The 23,960-nt window shown below is 70.7% G+C and carries 24 protein-coding genes; 19 read left to right on the top strand and 5 right to left on the bottom strand.

Translation table 11 applies throughout. The features are described from left to right. Window positions 1-69 precede the first annotated feature (69 nt). Both NQ165_RS10380 and NQ165_RS10375 read left to right on the top strand, forming a co-directional pair. On the top strand, window positions 70-1,533 hold the full coding sequence (locus tag NQ165_RS10380) for an aspartate ammonia-lyase (protein WP_257533280.1): 1,464 nt from the start codon (window positions 70-72) through the stop codon (window positions 1,531-1,533). A gap of 106 nt (window positions 1,534-1,639) precedes the next feature. Beyond that, a complete protein-coding gene (locus tag NQ165_RS10375) occupies window positions 1,640-2,200 on the top strand; it encodes a DUF4190 domain-containing protein (protein WP_257533278.1) in 561 nt (186 codons plus the stop codon). Between the two features lie 42 nt (window positions 2,201-2,242). On the opposite strand, the gene NQ165_RS10370 is transcribed toward NQ165_RS10375, so the two are convergent. Continuing rightward, on the bottom strand, window positions 2,243-3,109 hold the full coding sequence (locus NQ165_RS10370; protein WP_257533276.1) for a fumarylacetoacetate hydrolase family protein: 867 nt from the start codon (window positions 3,107-3,109) through the stop codon (window positions 2,243-2,245). A gap of 64 nt (window positions 3,110-3,173) precedes the next feature. Between NQ165_RS10370 and NQ165_RS10365 the strand changes: the two genes are divergently transcribed. The 4 genes from NQ165_RS10365 (at window position 3,174) to NQ165_RS10350 (ending at window position 6,735) form a co-directional block, all read left to right on the top strand. After that, window positions 3,174-4,343, top strand: coding sequence for a PrsW family intramembrane metalloprotease (locus NQ165_RS10365; protein WP_257533275.1), 1,170 nt, complete (start codon window positions 3,174-3,176; stop codon window positions 4,341-4,343). Window positions 4,344-4,509: 166 nt separating this feature from the next. Then, window positions 4,510-4,878 (top strand): FKBP-type peptidyl-prolyl cis-trans isomerase, encoded by a 369-nt coding sequence (locus NQ165_RS10360; RefSeq protein WP_257533272.1) that lies wholly within the window; start codon window positions 4,510-4,512, stop codon window positions 4,876-4,878. Between the two features lie 145 nt (window positions 4,879-5,023). Next, complete coding sequence (locus NQ165_RS10355) at window positions 5,024-6,073, top strand: DUF2776 domain-containing protein (RefSeq protein WP_257533270.1); 1,050 nt, start codon at window positions 5,024-5,026, stop codon at window positions 6,071-6,073. Window positions 6,074-6,165: 92 nt separating this feature from the next. Continuing rightward, window positions 6,166-6,735, top strand: coding sequence for a YceI family protein (locus NQ165_RS10350; protein ID WP_257533268.1), 570 nt, complete (start codon window positions 6,166-6,168; stop codon window positions 6,733-6,735). A 35-nt stretch (window positions 6,736-6,770) separates the two neighbouring features. Here NQ165_RS10350 and NQ165_RS10345 read toward each other — a convergent pair whose 3' ends face one another. Beyond that, window positions 6,771-7,724, bottom strand: coding sequence for a DMT family transporter (locus NQ165_RS10345; protein WP_374679355.1), 954 nt, complete (start codon window positions 7,722-7,724; stop codon window positions 6,771-6,773). Between the two features lie 218 nt (window positions 7,725-7,942). Here NQ165_RS10345 and rpsO point away from each other — a divergent pair, with 218 nt between their 5' ends. After that, window positions 7,943-8,212 (top strand): 30S ribosomal protein S15, encoded by a 270-nt coding sequence (rpsO, locus tag NQ165_RS10340; protein ID WP_257533266.1) that lies wholly within the window; start codon window positions 7,943-7,945, stop codon window positions 8,210-8,212. Window positions 8,213-8,289: 77 nt separating this feature from the next. Here rpsO and NQ165_RS10335 read toward each other — a convergent pair whose 3' ends face one another. Continuing rightward, window positions 8,290-9,453 carry an acyltransferase family protein gene (locus tag NQ165_RS10335; protein ID WP_257533264.1) on the bottom strand — a complete coding sequence of 388 codons (1,164 nt, stop codon included), beginning with the start codon at window positions 9,451-9,453 and terminating at the stop codon, window positions 8,290-8,292. A 166-nt stretch (window positions 9,454-9,619) separates the two neighbouring features. On the opposite strand from NQ165_RS10335, the gene NQ165_RS10330 reads away from it, so the two are divergent. The 3 genes from NQ165_RS10330 to NQ165_RS10320 all read left to right on the top strand — a co-directional run bounded on the left by NQ165_RS10330 (window position 9,620) and on the right by NQ165_RS10320 (window position 12,692). Next, window positions 9,620-10,819: an LLM class flavin-dependent oxidoreductase gene (locus NQ165_RS10330; RefSeq protein ID WP_257533298.1), complete on the top strand. Its 1,200-nt coding sequence runs from the start codon at window positions 9,620-9,622 to the stop codon at window positions 10,817-10,819. Continuing rightward, entirely contained in the window at window positions 10,816-11,460 is a 645-nt protein-coding gene (locus tag NQ165_RS10325; protein ID WP_257533262.1) for an FMN reductase, read from the top strand. The genes NQ165_RS10330 and NQ165_RS10325 overlap by 4 nt, the downstream gene beginning before the upstream one ends. Before the next feature lie 80 nt (window positions 11,461-11,540). Further along, on the top strand, window positions 11,541-12,692 hold the full coding sequence (locus NQ165_RS10320; RefSeq protein ID WP_257533260.1) for a N(5)-(carboxyethyl)ornithine synthase: 1,152 nt from the start codon (window positions 11,541-11,543) through the stop codon (window positions 12,690-12,692). 8 nt (window positions 12,693-12,700) lie between these two features. On the opposite strand, the gene NQ165_RS10315 is transcribed toward NQ165_RS10320, so the two are convergent. Beyond that, window positions 12,701-12,886 carry a DUF5302 domain-containing protein gene (locus NQ165_RS10315; RefSeq protein ID WP_257533258.1) on the bottom strand — a complete coding sequence of 62 codons (186 nt, stop codon included), beginning with the start codon at window positions 12,884-12,886 and terminating at the stop codon, window positions 12,701-12,703. A gap of 316 nt (window positions 12,887-13,202) precedes the next feature. On the opposite strand from NQ165_RS10315, the gene NQ165_RS10310 reads away from it, so the two are divergent. From NQ165_RS10310 to NQ165_RS10280, 7 genes are all read left to right on the top strand, one after another. Then, window positions 13,203-15,467, top strand: a complete 2,265-nt coding sequence (locus NQ165_RS10310; RefSeq protein WP_257533256.1) for a polyribonucleotide nucleotidyltransferase — start codon at window positions 13,203-13,205, stop codon at window positions 15,465-15,467. Between the two features lie 239 nt (window positions 15,468-15,706). Continuing rightward, complete coding sequence (locus tag NQ165_RS10305) at window positions 15,707-16,738, top strand: aldo/keto reductase (protein WP_374679356.1); 1,032 nt, start codon at window positions 15,707-15,709, stop codon at window positions 16,736-16,738. 68 nt (window positions 16,739-16,806) lie between these two features. Further along, a complete protein-coding gene (locus tag NQ165_RS10300) occupies window positions 16,807-17,406 on the top strand; it encodes a histidine phosphatase family protein (RefSeq protein ID WP_257533254.1) in 600 nt (199 codons plus the stop codon). A gap of 195 nt (window positions 17,407-17,601) precedes the next feature. After that, window positions 17,602-18,573: a hypothetical protein gene (locus NQ165_RS10295; RefSeq protein WP_257533252.1), complete on the top strand. Its 972-nt coding sequence runs from the start codon at window positions 17,602-17,604 to the stop codon at window positions 18,571-18,573. Beyond that, entirely contained in the window at window positions 18,570-20,168 is a 1,599-nt protein-coding gene (locus NQ165_RS10290; RefSeq protein ID WP_257533250.1) for a hypothetical protein, read from the top strand. Before NQ165_RS10295 ends, NQ165_RS10290 begins: the two co-directional genes overlap by 4 nt. Continuing rightward, a complete protein-coding gene (locus NQ165_RS10285) occupies window positions 20,165-20,842 on the top strand; it encodes an ABC transporter ATP-binding protein (RefSeq protein ID WP_257533248.1) in 678 nt (225 codons plus the stop codon). The genes NQ165_RS10290 and NQ165_RS10285 overlap by 4 nt, the downstream gene beginning before the upstream one ends. Next, window positions 20,842-22,167, top strand: coding sequence for an ABC transporter permease (locus NQ165_RS10280; protein WP_257533246.1), 1,326 nt, complete (start codon window positions 20,842-20,844; stop codon window positions 22,165-22,167). Before NQ165_RS10285 ends, NQ165_RS10280 begins: the two co-directional genes overlap by 1 nt. 22 nt (window positions 22,168-22,189) lie before the next feature. On the opposite strand, the gene NQ165_RS10275 is transcribed toward NQ165_RS10280, so the two are convergent. Further along, complete coding sequence (locus NQ165_RS10275; RefSeq protein WP_257533244.1) at window positions 22,190-22,657, bottom strand: GNAT family N-acetyltransferase; 468 nt, start codon at window positions 22,655-22,657, stop codon at window positions 22,190-22,192. Between the two features lie 31 nt (window positions 22,658-22,688). On the opposite strand from NQ165_RS10275, the gene dapB reads away from it, so the two are divergent. Both dapB and NQ165_RS10265 read left to right on the top strand, forming a co-directional pair. Next, the gene (dapB, locus tag NQ165_RS10270; RefSeq protein WP_257533242.1) at window positions 22,689-23,504 is read left to right on the top strand and encodes a 4-hydroxy-tetrahydrodipicolinate reductase; all 816 of its coding nucleotides are present in this window, start codon (window positions 22,689-22,691) and stop codon (window positions 23,502-23,504) included. Further along, complete coding sequence (locus tag NQ165_RS10265; RefSeq protein WP_257533240.1) at window positions 23,501-23,947, top strand: hypothetical protein; 447 nt, start codon at window positions 23,501-23,503, stop codon at window positions 23,945-23,947. The genes dapB and NQ165_RS10265 overlap by 4 nt, the downstream gene beginning before the upstream one ends. Window positions 23,948-23,960: the final 13 nt, after the last annotated feature.

Here is a 23,960-nt window from a genome sequence, read left to right as displayed (position 1 = left end):
TGGTGCGGGGTCCGCGGGTAGGCTCAGTGGCATCTATCACACCGCCGTGAGCACCCACAAGGACGCACCATGACACTCGACGACACCCCTCCGACCCGCACCGAGACCGACTCGTTGGGATCGATGGAGATTCCCGCCGACGCCTACTGGGGGGTGCACACCGCACGGGCGCTGGCGAACTTCCCCATCTCCCAGCGGCCGATCTCGGTCTACCGCGACCTGGTGTGCGCGCTGGCCATGGTCAAGCAGGCCTCCGCGCGGGCGAATCTCGAGATCGGGGTGCTCGACGCCGAACGGGCCGACCTCATCGACCGGGCTGCGCAGCGGGTGATCGAGGGCGAGTTCCACGATCAGTTCGTCGTCGGCGTCGTGCAGGGCGGGGCGGGGACGTCCACCAACATGAACGCCAACGAGGTCATCACCAACGTGGCGCTCGAGATGGCGGGCCGGCCCAAGGGCGACTACGCCTTCCTGTCGCCGATCGACCACACCAACCGCAGCCAGTCCACCAACGACGTCTACCCCACCGCGATCAAGGTAGGGCTGGGGCTGGACCTGCGCACGCTGCTCGAGGAGCTCGACCTGCTGCGGCAGTCCTTCCTGGCGAAGGCGGTCGAGTTCCACGACGTGCTGAAGGTGGGGCGCACGCAGCTGCAGGACGCCGTGCCGATGACGCTCGGGCAGGAGTTCCACGGATTCGCCACCACGCTCGGCGAGGACCACTCCAGGCTCACCGAGAACGCGTCGCTGCTGTACGAGATCAACATGGGCGCCACCGCCATCGGCACCGGCATCACGGCGCATCCGGGGTACTCCCGGGCCGTGCTTCGTCACCTGCGTGAGATCTCCGGGCTCGACCTGGAGACCGCGGTGGACCTCGTCGAATCCACCAGCGACACCGGCTCGTTCATGTCGTTCTCGTCGTCGCTCAAGCGCAACGCCATCAAGCTGTCGAAGATCAGCAACGACCTGCGGCTGCTCTCCAGCGGTCCTCAGGCGGGATTCGGCGAGATCAACCTGCCACCGCGTCAGGCCGGCTCCAGCATCATGCCCGGCAAGGTCAACCCCGTCATCCCGGAGGTGGTGAACCAGGTCGCGTTCTCGGTCGCGGGAGCCGATCTGACCATCACGATGGCCGTCGAGGGCGGGCAGCTGCAGCTGAACGCGTTCGAGCCGATCATCGCGCACTCGCTGTTCCAGTCGATCACGTGGATGCGCCGCGCGATGCGCACGCTGCGGGTCAACTGCGTCGACGGCATCACCGCCAACCGCAAGCGCCTGGGCGCCATGGTGGGCTCGTCGGTCGGCGTCGTGACGGCGCTGACGCCCTTCATCGGGTATGCCGCCGCGGCTGCGCTGGCCAAGACCGCGCTGCTGACGGGGCGCAACGTCGGCGACCTGGTCGTGGAGGCAGGCCTCATGACTCGCGCCGACGTCGACAAGCAGCTGTCGCCGGCACGCCTGTCGGGACTCGAGACGGCGACCGCCGCGATTCCCATCGTCACGGCCGCCGATAGCATCATCGAGGCCTGAACGCGTGCGGTTGTCGCGCGGCGCACCGCCCCGCTAGCGTCGACACGACCTTTGCGCGACCATCACAACGCGACCGTCACACACGACGTTCCGATCGAGGAGAGACATGTCCGACCCCCAGAACCCCAACGAGCCGACGCCTGAGCACGCCGGCGACGCGGCTGCGCAGCCCGTGGGCGAGCCGGCTGCTCCGCCCGTGGGCGATGCACCCCTGGCGCCGCCGCAGGCGCCGCCGGCCTACTCCGCCGCCCCGTCCTACGGCGGCGCGCCGGCCTACGGCGCACCGCCGGCGTACGACCCCAACGCCGCGCCGGCGTACTCCGCCGCACCCACCTACCCTGGTGCGCCGGGCGCTCCCGCCGGCTACGGCCCCGACGCCCCCGTGCCGGGCAAGACCCTCGGCATCGTGGCGTTCGTGCTGTCGTTCTTCGCCCAGCCGGTCAGCCTCATCCTCGGCATCGTGGCGCTCGTGCAGAGCAAGAAGGCCGGCGTCAAGAACAACTGGGCCCTCGCAGCGATCATCATCAGCGCCGTGCTGCTGGTGCTGTCGATCATCCTCGTGATCGTGCTCGTCACCGTCGTCTTCGGGGCGTACAACGAGGCCTGCGATCAGCTCGGATCCGGCATCTGGCAGCTGACCGACGGCACGACCATCACCTGCGGCTGAGCGTCGCCGGCCGACCCCCGTGCACCGCGAGGTGCGCGGGGGTCAGTCGTTGATGCGGCAGTGCGTGGTCAGCTCACCGATGCCCTCGACGCCCACGGTGACCGTGGAACGGTCGCGCAGGAAGATCTGGGGATCGCGTGAGTACCCCGCTCCGCCGGGGCTCCCCGTGGAGATGAGGGTGCCCGGCAGCAGGGTCGCCGACGCGGAGAGGTGAGACACCAGCGTGGCGACGGAGCGGATCATCTGGCCGGTGCTGGCATCCTGCACCGTCTGGCCGTCGACGACAGCCCAGATGTGCAGGTTCTGCGGGTCGGGGATCTCGTCGGCGGTCACGACGTAGGGGCCGGTCGGGGTGAACCCGTCGAACGACTTGCAGCGCGACCACTGGGCCTCGGAGAACTGGATGTCGCGGGCCGTGATGTCGTTGACGACGGTGTAGCCCCAGACGTGGTCGAGCGCGTCGTCGGGGGAGACGTCCTTCGCGGGCCGGCCGATGATCACGCCGAGCTCGGCTTCGTAGTCGACCGATTCGCTCAGCGACCGCGGCCATGTGGTCGTCGCCCCGTGCGCCGTGAGGGAGTTGGGCCACAGCACGAAGACCGTCGGGGCCGTGTCGGCCTTGAGCCCCAGCTCGCTGGAGTGCGCGGCGTAGTTCAGGCCGATGGCGAGCACGACCGGTGGGTCCAGCACCGCCGACGCGAACGACAGACCCGCCACCGGATGCCAGGTCGTCGCGGCGTCGGCCGCGTCGCGCACCCGCGACAGCAGGTCGTCGCCGCCGGCGATCAGTTCCGGCAGCAGCCCGGGAGCACCCGGGAACAGCTCGTCGACGAGGGCGACGGTGCCGTCGCGGACGACGGCCAGCCGGGGCGGCGTCCCCGCGGACGTGATCACGTGGGCGAAGCGCATCGTTTCAGGCTACCGGTGCGCCGGTGCCCGGGGCCGCCGGCGATCGGCCTCTAGGCTGTGCGTCGTGCCGTACACCTCCGCGCTGTCCCAGCCCCACCCCGGCCAGGCGGCGCCCATCGCGCCGGCGCCCGCGTCGCCGCCGGTGGTGCCGGTTCCCGCGCGGCGCGGGCGCAGCGCGCCCATCTGGATCATGGGCGTCCTGGTGCTGCTGCTGGTCGGGCTCGTGGCGTATCTGCTGACGTTCCTCGGCGCTGCGGCGTCGGTGATCGGCATGCTGCTGGCCCTCGTGCCGCTGGTGGGCGTGCTGCTGGCGGTGCGGATCGTCGACCGATGGGAGCCGGAGCCGGCATCGCTGGTGGTCTTCGCCGTCGCGTGGGGCGCCATCGCCGCCGTGGCGATCACGCTGCTGGTGGACCTGCTCGTCGTGCGGGCGATCGGCGCCGACGGCTCGGCGGCCCGCGAGGCGTTCTCGACGGTCGTGCAGGCGCCGCTGGTGGAGGAGGCGGCCAAGGGACTGGGGGTGCTGGCGATCTTCGCCTTCGCCCGTCGGGCCTTCGACGGCCCCGTCGACGGGATCGTCTACGGCGCGCTGGTCGGTGCGGGCTTCGCCTTCACCGAGAACATCCTGTACTTCGCCACCAGCCTGCTCCAGGGCGGGGTCGCCGAGACGACGGTGACCTTCTTCGTCCGCGGCATCCTCTCGCCGTTCGCGCACGTGATGTTCACCGCCGTCACCGGCTACGCCCTCGGCCGGGCGGCGCGCCGCGGCGCCGGCGTCGCCGCGACGACCCGCCCGTGGCTGCTGGGCATGCTGGGCGCGGTGGTGCTGCACGCGGTGTGGAACGGGTCGGCGGTGTTCGCCGACTTCTTCGCCCTCTACGCCACCCTGCAGGTGCCGCTGTTCCTGCTGTTCATCCTCGGCGTCGTCCTGCTGCGGCGGGAGGAGGCCCGGCTGACGCGGGAGCGACTGGGGGAGTACGCCGCGGCGGGGTGGTTCACTGCGGGCGAGGTGGACATGCTCGCCACGGGCGCAGGCCGCCGGCGCGCACTGGCCTGGGCGCAGCGGCTCCCCGGCGACCGGCGAAGGGTGATGAAGGAGTACATCACGGATGCCACGGCGCTCGCCGCCGCGCGCGAGCGGGCGCTGTCGGGTCGTGACCCCCACGCCGCCGAGGACGAGCGGGTCTTCCTCGCCCGCGCGGTGTCGGCACGCACGGCGCTGTTCGGACGGTAGACCGGCAACGCCCAGAACGCGATTCAGCGCCCGGTGCCGCGGCGATGCCTGCGTGTCTCCCGGGCGCTGAATCGATCTGAGTCCCATGATCCTCGCGCGTCTTTCCGGTGTCAAGCCGACACGCGCTCGCGTTGACCCGCTCCGCCGGCTCCGGTTGGATGGGGGGATGACTGACAACCGCAGCAAGCCCGAATTCGACGCCCCCACCGGTCCCGCCCCCTCCGAACTGGTGATCCGCGACCTCATCGTGGGCGACGGTGCAGAGGCGAAGCCCGGCGACACCGTCACCGTCCACTACGCCGGCGTCGAGTACGACTCCGGCGAGGAGTTCGACTCGTCCTGGAGCCGCGGCGAGAGCATCCAGTTCCCGCTGCGCGGCCTCATCCAGGGCTGGCAGGACGGCATTCCCGGCATGAAGGTCGGCGGGCGTCGTGAGCTGATCATCCCGCCGCACCTGGCGTACGGTCCCGCCGGCGGCCACTTCCTCGGCGGCAAGACCCTCGTCTTCATCATCGACCTCCTCGCGGTCGGCTGACCCCGCGATACCCGAACGCTCAGAAGGGGCGGATGCTTCGGCATCCGCCCCTTCTGCGCGCTCGGCGGGCCTCTTGCGGCGTGCGATGGGCGGTCCTACGGTGTAGCCGCGCGCCGGCGGCGCGGGGCACGGAAGGACACGTCGCATGAACTTCGCCATCAGCATCCTGTTCCGCGCGATCCCGCTGCTCATGGGAGCGGTGTGCCTGAGCTTCGGGTGGTACGTCTTCGCCGGCGGCGACGACCCCGCCCACCGCACGGCCGGCCACGTGCTGGTGTCACTGACGGCCATCTGCATCGCGCTGTTCACGACGGCGGCGATGATCATCCGTCAGCTCACCCGCACCTTCGGCCCGCTCTGGAAGGTGGTGCTCCCGGTGCTCGGCTACGGCGTGGCGGCGACCACGGCGGTGTGGGGCCTGGTGCTGCGGGGCGGACCATCCAACGCCGACTTCGTCGCCGGCCACGTGGTGTTCGGCGTGGGGCTGATCGCCGCGTGCGTCACCACGGTCGCGGTGGCATCGAGCGCGTTCACCCTCATCACCGCCAACGCGGCGCGGCGGCACGAGGACGGCCCGCCCGCCGACGCCTACGGGCGGTCGGTGCTCGTGGCGCTGATCTGCATCCCCGCGGTGTGCGCGCTCGTGCTCATCGTCTGGGCCTCGGTCTTGCTGACGGACTCCGCCGAGGCGCCGCGGTACGTCGCGGGTCACGTCATGATGGGCCTTGGCGCGATCTGCGCCAGTCTGATCTCCCTGGTGGCGACGGTGGGCCGCCAGGTGCGCAACGAGTTCGACGAGCCGGAGAGATGGGCGTGGACCCTCTGGGTGCTGCTCATGGGCAGCGCCGCCATCCTCTGGGGCGTGGTCGTGCTGGTCGCTTCCGACCGCCCCGAGCGGCTCGCGCCCGGCTGCATTCTCATCGGCCTGGGGCTCGTCTGCTACAGCATCATCTCCAAGGTGTTCCTGCTGGCCTCGGTGTGGCGCCGGCACTTCGAGCTCGCCAACCGCGTGCCCCTCATCCCGGTCTTCACCTGCCTGGCCTGCCTGTTCTTCGCGGCGTTCCTCGCCGAGGCCGCGATCACCGACCCCGGGTTCTTCATCCCTGCCCGGGTTCTCACCGGCCTCGGGGCGGTGTGCTTCACCCTCTTCTCCATCGTGTCGATCCTCGAGGCGGGGACCTCGGGAAAATCCTGAGGATCAATTTCCATTCACGGGAATAGACACTCCGTCGCGGCCGTTCACCCTTCCCAGACGCCGGAACCGCCGGCCGCACGATGGAGGACCACATGACCGACGCGACGAGCGCCACCACGATCGAGATCCCCGGCTACAAGGCCGGCACCTGGGTGCTGGACCCCTCGCACAGCGAGGTGACGTTCAGCGTGCGTCACATGATGATCTCGAAGGTCCGCGGCACGTTCGACGTCAAGAGCGCCACCATCATCGCTCCCGAGAACCCCCTCGAGGTGAGCGTCGTGGCCTCGGCCGACGTCGCCTCGGTTAACACCAACGACGAGGGTCGCGACGCGCACCTGCGCTCGGCGGACTTCTTCGACGCCGAGAACCACCCGACGCTGGACTTCGTGTCCACCGGTGTGCGCGTGGAGAACGGCGACTTCCTCGTGGACGGCGACCTCACCATCCGCGGCATCACCCGCCCGGTGACCTTCGACCTCGACTTCGGCGGCTTCGGCGTCGACCCGTGGGGCAACTACAAGGCCGGCGCGACGGCCAAGACCGTCATCAACCGCGAGGACTTCGGTCTGGTGTGGAACGCGGCACTCGAGACCGGCGGCGTGCTGGTGGGCAAGGACGTCACGATCACGCTCGACCTGCAGGGTTCGCTCCAGGCCTGACGCCACGACGGGCGGATGCCGCAGACCTCCCGGGGTCAGGCGGCATCCGCCCGTCGCCGTCTGCGCGGCCGCAGGCGATCCTGCGCCAGCAGGATGCCGAGGAAGACCAGCACCGCGCCGGCCGGCTCGTTCCAGTGCAGTCGCTCGCCGAGCAGCACGATGCCCAGTGCCACTCCCACGACGGGCGTGATGTAGGTGACGGTCGATGTGCGGGTGGGCCCCCAGGCGCGCAGCACGTTCTGGTTCCAGATGTAGGCGACGCCCGTTCCTGCGCACCCGAGCGCCAGCAGGCTCAGGACGATCCAGAGGTCCACGCGCACGGGGGTCGCCGCCACGAGGGGCGTGAGGGCGAGCATGATGACGGCCGCGATGCCGATGTTGACGAAGGAGAACACCAGAGCGCTCATCCCGGAGTCGGCGACGAAGCGGCGCATGTACGCCAGGCTGAAGCCGTAGCAGGCGGTGGCGCCGAGGATGGCGAGCTGCGCGAGGAGGCTCTGCGACAGATCGAGTCCCTGCCACGGCGCGATGATCACCATCACCCCGGCCACGCCCACGAGGATGCCGGCGATCTGCACGGGCTTCAGGCGTTCGACGCGGAACACCGCCCACGCCATGACCGCGGTCATGATCGGCGTGGTGGCGTTGTAGATGCTCGCAAGGCCCGAGGTCACGTGCTGCTGCGCCCACGAGAACAGCAGGAACGGCACGACGCAGAACGACAGCGCCAGCACCGTCATGTGCCCCCAGACCCGCAGTCGGCGCGGCAGCCGGTCGCGGCGGGCGGCGACGAACAGTCCGAGGGTGAGCGCGCCGAGCACCAGCCGGCTCCACACCACCTGTGCAGGGGAGACGCCTTCGAGGGCGACCTTCATGAACAGGAAGCTCGATCCCCAGATGACGCCCGTCAGCACGAACTGCACGATGAGCACGCCCTGGCGGGGTGCCGCTACGCCGGCAACGGCGAGGGGAGCGGATGCGGTGGCCACGCCGTGACTCTAGCCCCGGGCGCCGACGTCGCCCCGGCCGGTCGGATGCGACGGCCGGAATCCGCCGATACCCGACCGGATCCCTGCGTCCCGCGTCCGGCATCTCACCGGCCGGGCGCCTGATAGACTCTCCAGGTTGCCGTTAGATCGGCCGCGGATAAAGAGAGCCCACGTATCAGGCGTCGGGCGCCGCGCAACGAGGAGAGAGGGGATCACCTATGGCACTGGAAGCAGACGTCAAGAAGGCGATCATCGAAGAGTACGCGACGCACGCCGGTGACACCGGATCCCCCGAGGTGCAGGTCGCGATGCTGACGCAGCGCATCAAGGACCTCACCGAGCACCTCAAGGAGCACAAGCACGACCACCACTCGCGTCGTGGGCTGTTCCTGCTCGTCGGTCAGCGCCGCCGTCTGCTCGGCTACCTCCAGGACATCGACATCGCGCGTTACCGCTCGCTGATCGAGCGTCTCGGACTGCGCCGCTAAGTCGCAACCAGCGTTCAATCGCGCAGAACTTCTTGAAGGCCGCCCCGGGTGTGGGGCGGCCTTCGTCGTCTGCGCGGTCAGCGCGACGCGCGGTCGCCGGGGGAGGAGCGTGGCCGGTCCGGTGCTCGCCGCGAGCCCGTCGGATCGTTGGCGTGCCCCTCGCGCTGCGCGAGGGTCGGGTCGGCGAACAGCCAGCGCGGGCGGGGTTCGACGAGCGGGCGGAACACCGTGCGCACCGGCCGGGTGGCCAGCCCCAGCGCGATGGCGACCGATGCCACGGCGACCAGGGGGAGCCAGAACCAGGTGGGATCGAGTCCGCGCAGCACGCCGGACTCGCGGAACGGGTACAGCACGAACGAGTGCAGCAGATAGACGTACATCGTGTACTGCCCGAAGCGGGTCCACCAGCGGTCCCGCCGGGGCACGAGGGTGAGGAAGGCCACCGTGAGCACCAGCGCGATCCCCATCAGCAGCAGTCGCACGCCGCCGGCCCACCAGTGCGCCGCGCCCAGGTCGGCGTACCCGCTGTCGTAGAACAGCCACGCCCTCAGCCCCATCTCCTGCCAGTCCGCCACGAAGAACCAGGCGGCCCAGCCTGCCGCCGCGATCACCCCCGCCGCTGCCACGACGACCCACCACGCCCGCGACCGCAGCAGGTCGAGCCTGGCGACGATGTCGCGGTCACGCAGCCACCAGCCCAGCGTGAAGAAGAACAGCAGGCCGAGGGTGCGCGACAGCGACAGCGTCGAGTCGATGCTCGGCAGGTAGCCCGCGCCCACCGAGACCGCGAGGGCCCACAGCAGCGGCTGCTTCAGCAGCGCCAGGTACGGCAGCACGAGGCGGAAGATGCCGAGGGCGAGCAGGAACCACAGCGTCCATGAGGGCTGTGTCGGGTCGGGGTTCGCCGAGCCCTCGATGATCCACTTGGTGAGGGTCCACAGTCCCTCGAAGACCAGGTACGGCGCGAGGATGTCGGTGATGACGCGGGCCATCTGGCGCTGGTTCGGAGGGCCGGCCTTGGAGAAGTAGCCGGAGATGATCGCGAACGCCGGCATGTGGAAGGCGTAGACGAGCAGGTACACCGCCAGGGCGATATCGGAGTCGTACGTCAGCCGCTGCACGGCGTGCCCGAGCACGACGAGTGTGATGCACGCGAAGCGTGCGTTGTCCCAGAAAGGCACGCGCCGCTTCTGCCGGGCGGCCGGCTGCGCAGCGGCGCCGGGGGAGAGTGCGTCGTTCATCGCGGCCAGGCTACCCGCGGGTCCCATCTGGCCGGTGGGGCGTGCATCGGCGGGAATAACCTGGTATCCCACGCGTTGGACGAGGTATATTCATTTGCATAGAACGGGTGCCGACGGCATCCGGGAGCGGAGAGCGACCGTGGACGACACCAGCACCGGCACACAGATGCAGTTCGGCATCTTCACCGTCAGCGACATCACGCAGGACCCCACCACCGGTCGCACGCCCAGCGAGGCGGAGCGCATCCAGGAGACCCTCACGATCGCCGAGCACGCCGAGGCCGTCGGGCTCGACGTCTTCGCCCTGGGGGAGCACCACAACCCGCCGTTCTGGTCGTCCTCGCCCACGACGACGCTGGCGTACATCGCCGCGCGCACCGAGCGGCTCATCCTGTCGACGGCCACGACGCTCATCACCACGAACGACCCGGTGAAGATCGCCGAGGACTACGCCATGCTGCAGCACGTGTCGGGCGGGCGCATGGACCTCATGCTCGGCCGCGGCAACACCGGGCCGGTCTACCCGTGGTTCGGCAAGGACATCCGGCAGGGGCTTCCGCTCGCCATCGAGAACTACGCGCTGCTGCACAAGCTGTGGCGCGAGGACGTCGTGGACTGGGAGGGGAAGTTCCGCACGCCTCTGCAGGGATTCACCTCGACCCCGCGCCCGCTGGACGGGGTGGCGCCGTTCGTCTGGCACGGCTCGATCCGCACCCCCGAGATCGCCGAGCAGGCGGCGTACTACGGCGACGGCTTCTTCGCCAACAACATCTTCTGGCCGGCCGAGCACTACCAGCGCCTCATCGACCTGTACCGCCAGCGCTTCGCGCACTACGGCCACGGCACCCCGCAGCAGGCGATCGTGGGGCTGGGCGGACAGGCGTTCATGGCGAAGAACTCCCAGGATGCCGTGGCGCAGTTCCGTCCCTACTTCGACAACGCGCCGGTCTACGGACACGGCCCGTCGCTGGAGGACTTCAGCGAGATGACGCCGCTGACCGTCGGATCCCCGCAGCAGGTGATCGACCGCTATGCCGGCATGCGCGACATCTTCGGCGACTACCAGCGTCAGCTGTTCCTGATGGATCACGCCGGTCTTCCGCTGAAGACCGTGCTCGAGCAGCTGGACTTCCTCGGCGGGGAGGTCGTGCCGGTTCTGCGCAAGGAGTTCGCGGCGGATCGCCCGGCCGAGGTCCCCGACGCCCCCACCCACGCCGCACGGGTGGCGGCCACCTACGGAGACGCCGCTCCCCGCCAGGCCCGCCCGCGGGCCAACCGGGGGGACAACCTCAGCGGTCCTTCGCCCTACCAGGACGCGCCCGTCGGCGCGGGGGCGGCCTTCGGCCTGGGCGGCGGCGCGCGATGAGCGCCCGCCGCATCGCCGTGGTCTCGGCGGGGCTGTCCAACCCGTCCTCCACCCGCATGCTCGCCGATCGGCTGGCGGCGGCGACCCAGCGCGAACTGGCGGAGCGGGGCCAGGAGGTCCGCATCGACACCATCGAGCTGCGCGACCTCGCCCACGACGTCGTCAACAACCTGCTCACCGGCTTCGCGCCTCCGGCACTCGAGACCGCGATCAACACCGTGGTCTCGGCCGACGGCGTCATCGTCGTCACGCCGATCTTCTCGACGAGCTACTCGGGCCTGTTCAAGTCGTTCATCGACATCCTCGACCCCGACGCGCTCACCGGGATGCCGGTGCTCATCGGCGCCAACGCGGGGACCGCGCGCCACTCGCTGGCCATCGACTACGCCATCCGGCCGCTGTTCACGTACCTGCACGCGGAGCCCGTGAGCACGGGGGTGTTCGCCGCCTCGAGCGACTGGGGAGCGAGCCCGGACGACGTGGCTCCTCTGGCGGCTCGGATCGAACGGGGCGCCAAGGAGCTGGCCGAGGCGATCGCGCGGCGGCAGCCGTCGGCATCCCAGGACCCGTTCGACCCCAGCCGCTATCTGGGCGAGGGGCGCTCCTTCGGCCACCTGCTCGGGGGGCTGGCGGGGGAGTAGCGCGTCCGGGCCGATCGGGCGGCCCTGGTAGCGTCAGGGCACGGTGTCCGGTGGACTCCGGCAACGGGACGAGGACGCTCATGGCCGCACACCATCCGCACACGCTGGGCGTCGTCGGCGCCTCGCTCAAGCCGGACGAGCACCGCGTGCCCCTGCATCCGGGGCATCTGGAGCGCATCCCCGACGACCTGCGTCCGCACGTGCTGCTCGAGGCCGGCTACGGCGAGCGCTTCGGCGTGCCGGACGAGCAGCTCCGCCCGCTCGTGGGCGGTGTGCTGGGCCGCGACGAGCTCTTCGCCGCCGCGGACGTGCTTCTCCTGCCGAAGCCGCAGCACGCGGATGTGCAGCAGATGCGAGACGGTCAGACCCTCTGGGGCTGGCCGCACCTCGTGCAGGACGAGCACATGACGCAGCTCGCGCTGGACAAGTCCCTCACGATGATCGCGTTCGAGGCGATGAACCACTGGGGCAGTGACGGCACGTTCGGCCTCCACGTCTTCCACAAGAACAACGAGCTCGCGGGATACTGCTCCGTGATCCATGCGCTGCAGCTGTGCGGGTCCACCGGCGACTACGGGCGGCGCCTCAGCGCCGTCGTCATCGGCTTCGGCGCGACCGCCCGCGGCGCGGTCACCGCGCTGCACGCCCACGGCATCCACGATGTGCGGGTCCTCACCAACCGCGCGGCCGCCTCGGTCGCCGCACCCATCCACGCGACGCAGATCAGCCAGTTCGACCACGACGGTCCGTACGTCAGCGAGGTCATCACCGACGAGGGACGTGTTCCGCTCGCGCCCTTCCTCGCCGAGAGCGACATCGTCGTCAACTGCACCCTGCAGGACCCCAACCATCCCCTGCTGTATCTGCGCATCGAGGACCTCGCCGCCTTCCGCGACGGGAGCCTCATCGTGGATGTCTCCTGCGATGAGGGCATGGGGTTCGAGTGGGCGCGGCCGACCGGCTTCGCCGACCCGATGTTCACCGTCGGAGGCGGCATCAACTACTACGCGGTGGACCACAGCCCGTCGTACCTGTGGAACTCGGCGAGCTGGGAGATCAGCGAGGCGCTTCTGCCGTTCCTCCCCACGGTCATGGCGGGTCCGCAGGCGTGGGCGTCGAATGAGACCATCGCGCGGGCGATCGAGGTGCGCGACGGCGAAGTGCTCAACCCGGCGATCCTGGAGTTCCAGCACCGCCTCGCGGAGAAGCCGTACGCCGTGCAGACCCGCTGAGGGGCGGCTCAGCCGCTCTTGCGGCGGAACTCGCGCTTGAGGGAGGCGGGGCCGTGGCTCTCATGCACGGCCGAATCGGCGTCGAGATGCGCTTCGCCCTTGCGGTGCTGGGCGTTCTTCTTGTCCAGCGCCTCCTTGAACTTGCGCTTCATCTCCTCGGATGCCGCGTCGGCGGGCTTGTCAGGGGTGCTCATGGGGTCAACCCTAGGCGGACGATGCTCGGACGGCGACCACATATGTCGTTCGCACAGGGGCGCCTGATATGGTCGGTCAGGGTGCCCGTGTGGCATCCGCTCAATCGAATACTGAGCTCAGGGAGCAGGCCCGGCAGAAAGCTGGTCCCCTGTCGTGGATTCCCGTCCGTGAATCGGACGGTGGTCTTCAACTGGTGGCCAGCGCAGGCGGTCCTGCGGACTTGTTCCGCGCGCCCATATCTGCCTGTTCCTGCTCCTTCGAACGATCTCGTGCGCGAAACGCGCGTGCGAGTCTAAACAAAGAAGGAGAGACCTCTTGGAAGGTCCTGAAATCACCGCCGCCGAAGCCGTCCTGGACAACGGACGTTTCGGCACCCGCACCATCCGCTTCGAGACGGGCCGCCTCGCCCAGCAGGCGCAGGGCGCTGTCGCCGCCTACCTCGACGAGGAGACGATGCTCCTGTCGGCCACCAGCGCCGGCAAGCACCCCCGTGAAGGCTTCGACTTCTTCCCGCTGACCGTCGACGTCGAAGAGCGCTCGTACGCCGCGGGCAAGATCCCCGGCTCGTTCTTCCGCCGCGAGGGCCGCCCCTCCACCGAGGCGATCCTCGTGTGCCGCCTCATCGACCGCCCGCTGCGCCCCTCGTTCGTCGAGGGTCTGCGCAACGAGGTGCAGATCGTCGTGACCGTGCTGTCGATCGCCCCCGGCGAGTTCTACGACGCGCTCGCGATCAACGCGGCCTCGCTGTCGACCCAGATCTCGGGTCTGCCGTTCTCCGGTCCGATCGCCGGTGTGCGCCTCGCGCTCATGCCCGGTCACGGCGAGCACGCCGACCAGTGGATCGCGTTCCCCAAGGCCGAGCAGATGGAAGAGGCGGTCTTCGACCTCATCGTCGCCGGCCGCGTTCTGCCCGACGGCGACGTCGCGATCATGATGGTCGAGGCCGAGGCCACCGAGAACAGCTGGAACCTGATCAAGGCCGGCGCCACCAAGCCCAGCGAGGAGATCGTCGCGCAGGGTCTGGAAGCCGCCAAGCCCTTCATCAAGGAGCTCGTCGGCGCGCAGAACGTGGTGGCCAACACCGCCGCCAAGGAGATCAAGCAGTTCCCGGTCTTCCTGCCCTACAGCCAGGAGACCTACGACTTCGTCTCCGCGCGCGCACACGAGTCGCTCGTCCCGATCTACCAGATCGCCGACAAGCAGGAGCGTCAGGCTGCCGACGACGAGTTGAAGGACCGCGTCAAGGCCGAGCTCATCGCGGCGACCGAGGCCGGCGAGCTGCCGGCAGCGGCTCCGCTGGAGTTCGCCGCCGCGTACAAGTCGGTCACCAAGAAGATCGTGCGCGACCGCATCCTCTCCGAGGGCGTGCGTATGGACGGCCGCGGCCTGGCGGACATCCGTCCGCTGGACGCCGAGGTGCAGGTCATCCCGCGCGTGCACGGTTCGGCCATCTTCCAGCGCGGCGAGACCCAGATCCTGGGTGTCACCACGCTGAACATGCTCAAGATGGAGCAGCAGATCGACTCGCTGTCGCCCACGACGAGCAAGCGCTACATGCACCACTACAACTTCCCGCCCTACTCGACCGGTGAGACCGGCCGTGTCGGCAGCCCCAAGCGTCGCGAGATCGGGCACGGCTTCCTCGCCGAGCGCGCCCTCGTGCCGGTGCTGCCCAGCCGCGAGGAGTTCCCCTACGCGATCCGTCAGGTCTCCGAGGCGCTGAGCTCCAACGGCTCGACCTCGATGGGCTCGGTGTGCGCGTCGACCCTGTCGCTGCTGAACGCGGGTGTGCCGCTGCGCGCTCCCGTCGCCGGCATCGCGATGGGCCTGGTGTCGGCTGAGGTCGACGGTGAGACCCGCTACGCGGCGCTCACCGACATCCTCGGCGCCGAGGACGCCCTGGGTGACATGGACTTCAAGGTCGCCGGCACGAGCGAGTTCGTCACGGCGATCCAGCTCGACACGAAGCTCGACGGCATCCCGTCGTCGGTGCTGACCGCCGCGCTGCAGCAGGCCAAGGACGCGCGTATGACGATCCTCAGCGTGCTCAACGCCGCGATCGACGGTCCGGACGAGATGGCGCCGACGGCTCCGCGCGTGATCAGCGTGCAGATCCCCGTCGACAAGATCGGCGAGCTGATCGGGCCCAAGGGCAAGACGATCAACGCGATCCAGGACGAGACCGGCGCGCAGATCTCCATCGAGGAGGACGGCACCGTCTACATCGGCGCAACCGACGGCCCCGCCGCCGAGGCTGCCCGCGCCCAGGTGAACGCGATCGCCAACCCCACCAACCCGGAGGTCGGCGAGCAGTTCCTCGGCACCGTGGTGAAGCTGGCCGCGTTCGGCGCGTTCATCTCGCTGCTGCCCGGCAAGGACGGTCTGCTGCACATCAGCGAGGTGCGAAAGCTCGCCGGTGGCAAGCGCGTGGAGAACGTCGAAGACGTGCTCGGCGTCGGCCAGAAGCTGCTCGTGCGCATCACCAAGATCGACGACCGCGGCAAGCTGTCGCTGGAGCCGGTCGTGGAGGAGAGCGCCGACCAGGCCGCTCCCGCCGCTGAGGCACCGGTCGAAAGCTGACCCGAACGCCCCTCGCAGCGTCGTATCGGATGCCCGTTCCTCCTCGTGAGGGGCGGGCATCCGTCGTCTGTCCCCCGCATGGGGGACACCCGCCCGGGGTGTGACCGGAACGTTATGGAAAGTTCACCCGACGTGCCCCGCGGACGGTCGCGGTGTCGCCGGCCTGACCTACCCTCTAGGTAAGCGCCGGGGGCGCGGAGGAAGGCTCGGCATCCACTGCGGAATCCGAGGGGGGCGGTATGGCAATGTTCGGCGTCGGATCGACGGAGCCGCTCGCGCGCGTGCGCACGGACGTGTCGCTTTCGCATCCCTCATCCCCGATCCCGGTTCTGGGGCCTCCCGTCGGGCAGGGTGTGCGCGTGCCGCTCGGAGAATCGGGGCTGGAGGTGTTCCCCCTCATGCTCGGCGGCGCCGAATTCGGCTGGCACGTCGACCTCGAATCCAGCCACGCCATCCTGGACTCCTTTCTGGAGCGGGGCGGCAATGCGGTGCACACGTCCGACTCGCACTCCAGCGGGCGCAGCGAGCACATCATCGGCCAGTGGCTGCATTCGCGCGGCGTGCGCGACGACGTGGTGGTCGCGGTGCGCATCGGCGGGCACCCCGACCATCCGGGACTCGGGTCCGTGAACCTGGTGCGCGCCGTCGAGGCATCCCTCGCGCGGCTGCGCACCGACCGCATCGATGTGCTCTATCTCGACGGCGGCGCCGACGGGGCGACGGCGCTCGAAGACACCCTGGCGACGGTGGAGTGGCTCGTGGGCGCGGGCAAGGTGCGCACGGTCGGCGCCTTCGGCTTCACGGCGCCGCAGCTGGTCGAGGCGCGCATCCTCTCGTCGGCGGGGCTTCCGTGGCTCACCACGCTCGACGTTCCCTACAACCTGCTGCGCCGTGACGACTTCGAGGGCGATCTGCGGTTGGTCGCCGGAGCCCAGGGCATCGCGGTGACCCCGTCGCAGGCTCTCGAGCACGGTTTCCTCGCCGGCCACCACCGTTCCCGTGCCGACGTGGGCGGCTCGGTGCGGGGTGCGCAGCTCGCCAAGAACATGAACCGCCGGGGCGCCCGCACGCTGCGCGCGCTCGACGCGGTCGCCGCCGAACTGGGCGTGTCCGATGCCGCGGTCGCACTGGCCTGGCTTCTGGCGCAGAAGACGGTGGTCGCGCCCATCGTCAACGTGTACTCCACGGCGCACGTCGCGGAGCTGGCGCAGGGGGTGGGTGTGCGCCTGGGGCGCGGCCAGCTCGCCGACCTGGCGCGCGCCGCGGCCTGACCGAGGCACTGACGTAGGCTGGAATGGCGCGCTGCGGCGCGCGTTCCCCGAAGCGAGAAGCGAGAAGCGTGACGCAATACCTCTACCTCGTCCGCCACGGCGAGCACCTCGACGCCGAGCACGGCATCGATGACGGGCCGCTCTCACCCCGCGGCCAGCGTCAGGCCGCGCTTCTGGCCGACCGCCTGTCCGGCGTGCCGCTGACAGCCGTGTGGCACTCGCCCCTCGAGCGCGCGGCCGAGACCGCGCGTGCCGTCGCCGACCGGCTGCCGTCGGTCTCGCCGCAGCCGAACGCCCTGCTGTTCGACTGCGTGCCCACGGGCATGACCGAGGACACGCCGTCGATGTACGAGTCGTTCTTCGGCTCGTACACCGATGCGGAGATCGAGGCGGGGTCCGCGCAGATGGCCGACGCGGTGGGGGAGTTCCTGCGGCGCAAGCCCGACGCGCACGAGCTCATCATCACCCACAACTTCGTCATCGCCTGGTTCGTGCGTGAGGTGCTGCAGATGCCCACCTGGCGCTGGCTGACACTCAACCAGGCGCACTGCGGACTCACCGTCGTCGCCCAGCGCGCCGGACGGCCCTGGACGCTCATCTCCCACAACGACCTCGGGCACCTCCCGGTCGAGCTGCGCACGGGTCTGCCCGAGCTGCCGCCGGTCTGAGATGCTCCGCACGGCATCGATCCGATAACGGATGCCGCCCCGCGTCGAGACGCCGCGTTGCGTTGCGACACTCTGATACGCGGGGGTCATCCGACGCACGCCACATCATCCTCGAGAAGGATGCCGCGGTCTTCAGCGCTCGCCTAGCCTCACCGTTATGGAAGCGGCCGAGGCCGCGAGCGACTCTGGAGGAACATGAACCGCCACACTGCGGGTGCCGTCGCCGGCGCCGCCGCGCTGCTGATCGCGTTGACCGGCTGCACGCCCGCCGACTCCGACGCCGCGTCCGCCGAGGAGCAGTCCCCGCTGGAGGCGTACCTCGCTGCCGCGTGGGGCGGCGACCTCAGCGAAGAGGAGCAGACCGCGCGGCTCGAGAAGGAGAACGCGGAGCGCGAGGAACTCGTCGCGACGTGCATGACCGAGGAGGGATTCGAGTACATCCCCGCCACGTACAGCGGGGGCGTCTCGTACGACGCCGGCGGCTACGAGCCCGATTCCCGGGAGTGGGTCGCGCAGTACGGCTACGGGATGATCAACTATCCCGGTCAGGACGAGCCTGTCGAGCCGGGCGAGGAGTGGGTCGACCCCAACCAGGACTACGTCGCGAGCCTGTCGGAGTCCGAGATGAACGCCTACTACGAGGCGCTCTACGGCCCCACCCCCACGGAGGAGGAGATGGGCGACGACGGCGCCTACGAGTGGGACTGGACACAGAGCGGATGTCACGGCTGGGCCCAGCACGAGATGGAGGGTGACAACCCGTTCACCGCCGACGAGCACCAGCCGCTGATGGACGCCATGAACGAGTTCTACATGAGCATCTCGCAGGCCCCGGAGCTGGCGGAGCTGGACGCGGAGTGGGCGGCCTGCATGGATGAGAACGGCTACCCCGGGTTCACGGCGCAGTCCGACGCCTCCAACTCGATCAGCGACGAGCTGAACGCGCATTGGGAGTCGGTGACGGAGTACGTGGAGAACGACCCCGTTCTCGACGAGCTGGGGGAGCGGGAGATCGAGCTCGCGCTGGTCGACCTGGATTGCCGGGAGAAGACCGACTACCGGGCCGAGAGCCGGCGCGTCACCGCCGTGCTCGAAGAGCAGTTCATCGAAGACCACAAGGCCGAGCTCGACGCCTTCAAGGCCGCCGCTGAGCAGGCGAACCGGTGACAGAGAAGGACGCGGCGGCGTTCGAGGAGGTCCTGCGGGAGGAGTCGCCCACCGAGGCGGCGGACGTCGTCGAAACGCCGAGCGGTGCCCAGGGGTGGCGACGGGTGCTCCACGGCAATCGTGCGCTGTGGATCCTGGCCGCAGCCGCCGTGGTGAGCCTGGTGGGCGGACTGCTCGTCGGGAGATTCGTGCTGTCGCCGGCTGATGCGGCCTCCTTCACCGACCCGCCCGCCCCGGGACTGATCACCGTGGCGGTGGAGCGCGGCATCCTGAGCAACGACGTCACCCTGCGCGGCGACGTCGGCTACGCGGATTCCGTCGAGGTGACGATCGACACGGCCGCCCTCGGCGGGCCGGCGGTGGTCACCGGCAGTGTGCCCGAGGACGGGGCGACCCTCGATGCGCTCTCGGTGGCGCTCGAGGTCGCCGGACGCCCGGTGATCGTGCTTCCCGGCGAGCTTCCCGCTTACCGCACGCTCACCTACGGCCTCACCGGGCCCGACGTCGTGCAGTTCAAACAGGCCATGAGCGCGGTCGGGATCGATGCCGGCGACCCGGCTTCCGACCTCTTCGACGAGACGGCCGCTGCCGCGGTGACGGCTCTGTACGCACAGGTCGGGTACCCCGCACCGGCCGCAGCGGAAGGCGCTGCCGACGCCGTCGCCGCCGCGCGCGACGGCGTGCGGGCGGCCGAGCAGGCGCTCGCCGCAGCGCGATCCGAGCTCGGCCAGGCCGGCGGCGGAGCGTCGCCGGTGGACATCCGCGCCGCGGACAACGCCGTCGCCAGCGCCCAGCGCGCGCTGGACGTGCGGCAGGGTCAGCGCCCCGCCGACCCGGCCGAAGTGCCGGCGTGGGAAGCGGACGTCTCTGACCTGCGCGACGCGGTGGAGTTGCGCGCGCTGGAGCGCCGGCAGCTGGATGCCGCGCCCGACACGAGCGGCCACCGCGCCGCGGTGGAGGCCGCGGAACGGCAGCTGGGTGAAGCGCGCACCGCGATGACCCGCGCGGAGCAGCAGGCGCTGCCGTCGCTGTCCTCGAGCGAGGTGCTGTTCCTCGGCGACCTTCCCCGACGTGTCGACGGCGTCAACGTCCGCCGCGGTCAGGTGCTGCAGGGCGCGGCGATGGTCGTGTCGGGTGCGACGATCACGGTCAGCGGCAGCGCCGCCGCCACCGATGCCGTGCTGCTGGAGGTCGGCGGCGAGGCCTCGTTCGAACTGGCGGACGGCACCCCCCACCGTGCGGTGATCTCGGCGGTGACGCCCGGCAAGTCCCAGGGCGACCGGTGGACGATCCTGATGGAGCCGGACGAACTGACGTCCGAGCAGGCCATGCAGCTGCAGGGAAGCAACGTGCGCGTGTCGGTGCCCGTGGGCGCCACCGCGGGCGAGGTGCTCTTCGTGCCCGTGGCCGCCCTCACCGCCGGTCCCGGCGGGGAGGCGCGACTGGAGGTCGTCGACGGCGACCCCAGGGAAGGCGAGGCGGCCAAGACCCGTCTGGTCGTGGTCGAAACCGGGCTCGCCGCAGGTGGGCACGTCGAGGTCGTCGCCGTCGACGGCGGGCTGGACGAGGGCGACCTCGTGGTGGTCGGGCGGTGACCGCGCCGCTCCTGGAGCTGCGCGATGTGACGAGGTCGTTCCCCGGCCCGCCGGAGGTGCAGGCGCTGAAGGGCGTGAACCTGCGGGTGCAGCGGGGGGACTACGTGTCGATCGTCGGCCCCAGCGGGTCGGGCAAATCGACGATGCTGAACCTGCTCGGGCTGCTGGACCGGCCGAGCGTGGGCGAGTACCGCATCGACGGCGTCGTCACCGGCACGCTCGGTGAGAACGAGCGCGCTGCGGTGCGTGCGCGCCGCATCGGCTTCGTCTTCCAGTCGTTCCACCTGATGCCGCGGCGCACCGTGCTCGACAACGTGCTCATGCCCATGCTCTACAGCGGGGTGCCGCGCGGCGAACGGGAGCGGCGCGCCCGCGCCACCCTCGACCGGGTGGGACTGGGACACCGCACCGATTTCCTGCCCACCACCCTGTCCGGAGGCGAGCGTCAGCGCGTGGCCGTCGCCCGCGCGGTGGTGAGCACTCCCAGCGTGCTGCTGGCCGACGAGCCCACCGGCAACCTGGACGCGGCCACCTCCGACGAGGTGATGGAGCTGTTCGACGACCTGCGCGCCGACGGGCTGACCCTCATCGTCATCACCCATGACGCGGCGGTCGCCGCCCGCGCCGACCGGCGCGTCCGCATCGCGGACGGCCGCCTGAGCGAGGAGACGTGATGCGCCTGCTGCGGCGTCGACGCCGCCCCGCCGCGATCGCCGCCGTCGGCGAGGCGCAGCCGGTCGAGGAGACGTCGCCGGTGCAGCTCGTGCCGCGCGTGCGTCACGCCGACCGGTTCACCTTCCAAGACCTCGTCGTCGAGGCGACGGCAGACATCGGCTCGCGGCCGGGGCGCCTGGCCATGACCCTCGTGGGCACGGTGCTGGGCATCGGAGCCCTCGTGGCCACGATCGGCTTCGCGCAGACTGCGGCCCACCAGATCGCGCGGCAGTTCGACGCCGTCAAGGCCACCCAGGTGGTCGTCGCGCCGGGGAAGGCTCCGACGGCCTCGGGAGGCAGCGCCGCCACGGCGCGCCTGCCCTGGGACGCGGCCGACCGCGTCTCCCGGCTGGTCGGCGTCGAAGCGGCGACCCTCATCGCCGAGGTCGACCTCGGAAGCGACACCGTCACGGCGGTGCCGGTGAACGACCCGTCGGCGGCGTCCACCGCCGCGCCCCGGCTCATCGCCGCCAGTCCCGGGCTGCTGGACGTGCTCGACGGTCGCGTGGTCACCGGCCGCATGTTCGACGCCGGTCACGACACCCGCGGCGACCGCGTCGTCGTGCTGGGGGCGCGGGCGGCGGAACGACTCGGGGTGAACCGCGTCGACCGTCAGCCCTCGGTGTTCATCGGGGGTGTGCCGTTCGCCGTCATCGGGGTCTTCGACGAGCTGCAGGCGCGGGGGGAGCTGCTGGACGCGGTGGTCATGCCGTTGCAGACCGCCCGCACCGAGCGTGCCCTGGGTGCTCCCGGTCAGCTGCAGATCCGCATCCAGACCGGCACCGGTCCGCAGGTGGGGCAGCAGTCCGCCGTCGCCCTCGCGCCCGGAGCGCCCGAGACCCTCGAGGTCTCCGCCCCCACGGCGCGGTCCGGCCTGAGCGAGAGCGTGAGCGCCGACGTCAACGTCGTGTTCCTGATCCTCGGCGGCATCGTGCTGCTGGCGGGTGCGCTGGGCATCGCGAACGTGACGATGCTCAACGTCATCGAGCGGGTGCCCGAGATCGGTCTGCGCCGGGCGCTGGGCGCCACGGGACGTCAGATCGCCTCGCAGTTCGTCGTGGAGTCGGTGATCATCGGACTGCTCGGCGGGCTGCTGGGGTCCGCCTTGGCCGTCGTGTCGGTCGTCGGGTTCGCCGTCGCGCAGCAGTGGACGCCGATCGTGGATCCGTGGGTGGCGATCGCCGGAGCCCTGCTCGGCGCCGTCGTCGGACTGGGCGCCGGCTGGTTCCCCGCGCGGCGTGCCGCGCGGATCGAGCCGGTGACCGCGCTGCGCGGCGGCCGCTGACCGCGCCCGCGACGGTGAGGCCCTACAGCGCCTTGCCGTACCAGCGGGTCGCGTTGGCGTTGTCGTTGTAGGGCTCGATCGACGCGAACCCGGATGCCGCGTACAGCCCGCCCGCCGCCTCGAGGGTGTGGTGGGTGTCGAGCACGAGCTCCGCGGCATCCCACTCCCGCGCGGCATCCTCGAGCCCGGCCAGCAGCACGCGGCCCCACCCCTTGCCGCGCGTCTCGGGGCGCAGATACAGGTGCTTGACCTCGTAGCGCACCCCGTGCGGTCCGTCGGCGATGCGACGGATGCCGCCGCAGCCCACCGCGCGGTCCTCGTCGTCCCGCACCACCAGGAACACCCCGGCGGGCGGCGTGAACGCGGCGGGGTCGGGGAACACCGTGCGGTACGCCTGCCCCGGGAACGTCTCCGCCCGCATGGCGAAGTACTCAGCGAGCAGCTCGTGCGCGATGGGGTCGTCGACGGGCATCGGGCGCAGGCTCACCATGCCTTCGAGCGTAGCGCCGTAGGCTGGTGGCATGACGACACGCGTGGCCCTCGTGGGCGCGACCGGCAAGCTCGGCGGCATCGTGCAGGCGGTCATCGCCTCGACCGACGGCTTCGAACTGGTGGCGTCGCTGTCCTCCTCCAGCGACCTCAGCGAAATGGATGCCGCAGACCTCGTCGTGGACACGTCCACCCCCGCCGTCTCGGTCGACGTGGTGCGCCGCGCGGTGGAGCGCGGACAGCAGCTGCTGGTCGGCACGTCCGGCTGGTCGGCCGAGCGCATCGCGCTGGTGCGGCCGCTCGTGCAGCAGGCGGGCACCGGTGCCGTGTTCATCCCGAACTTCTCGATCGGCTCCGTGCTCGGCTCTGCGCTCGCCGCGGCAGCCGCGCCCTTCTTCCCGTCGATCGAGATCGTCGAGGCGCACCGGGAGTCGAAGGTCGATTCCCCCAGTGGCACCGCCGTGCGCACCGCGGAGCTGATCGCCGCGGCCCGCGCCGAGGTCGGTCCGGTCGAGTCGCCGTACGTCGACCAGCGGGCACGCGGCCAGCAGGTGGCGAGCGTGCCGATCCACTCGCTGCGCCGGCCGGGTGTCGTCGCCCGGCAGGAGACGGTCCTCTCCGGGCCGGGCGAGTCGCTGACGATCGTCCACGACACCGTCGACCCTGCCCGCGCCTACGCCCCCGGCATCGGGCTCGCCCTCGCCGCCGCACGAGACGCCCGCGGTGTGGTGGTGGGGCTCGACAGCCTCATCGACATCGGCATCCGCCTGCCCGGCGCTCCCGCGGCCGACGCGGGCGTGGATGAAGGCGGAGTCCCCGGACAGGTCGCCCGGACGACCGGCGCATGAGCGCGCGCATCGGCGTCGCCGTCATGGCGGTGATGCTCGCCCTGTACATCGTGCTGGTCGCCCAGCGTGGGTGGCTGCTGCTCGTCAGCGGCGAACCCATCGGCGTGGCCATGGGGGTCGCGCTGTTCGTGCTGCCGGTGCTCGCCGCCTGGGGCCTCGGCCGCGAGCTGTGGTTCGGATGGCGCGCTCAGCAGGTGGGGCGCCGGCTCGAGGCGGAGGGCGCCCTTCCCACCGAGAGCGTCGCCGTGCGTCCCAGCGGCCGCCCGCTGCGCGAGGAGGCCGACGCCCTCTTCCCCGCTTACCGCTCCGCGGTCGAGGCTGCGCCCGATGACTGGCGCGCCTGGTACCGGCTGGGACTGGCGTACGACGCCGCGGGCGACCGCCGCCGTGCCCGCGCCGCGGTGCGTCGGGCGATCGCTCTGGAGCGCGCCGAGGGTCGCTGAGCCCCGCCGACTG

The organism is Microbacterium sp. zg.Y1084 (genome assembly GCF_024623595.1).
In the GTDB taxonomy this organism is placed as follows: Bacteria; Actinomycetota; Actinomycetes; order Actinomycetales; family Microbacteriaceae; genus Microbacterium; species Microbacterium wangruii.
The sequence above is the reverse complement of the archived record's forward strand: the minus strand, read 5'-3'. Positions and strand labels throughout refer to the sequence as shown.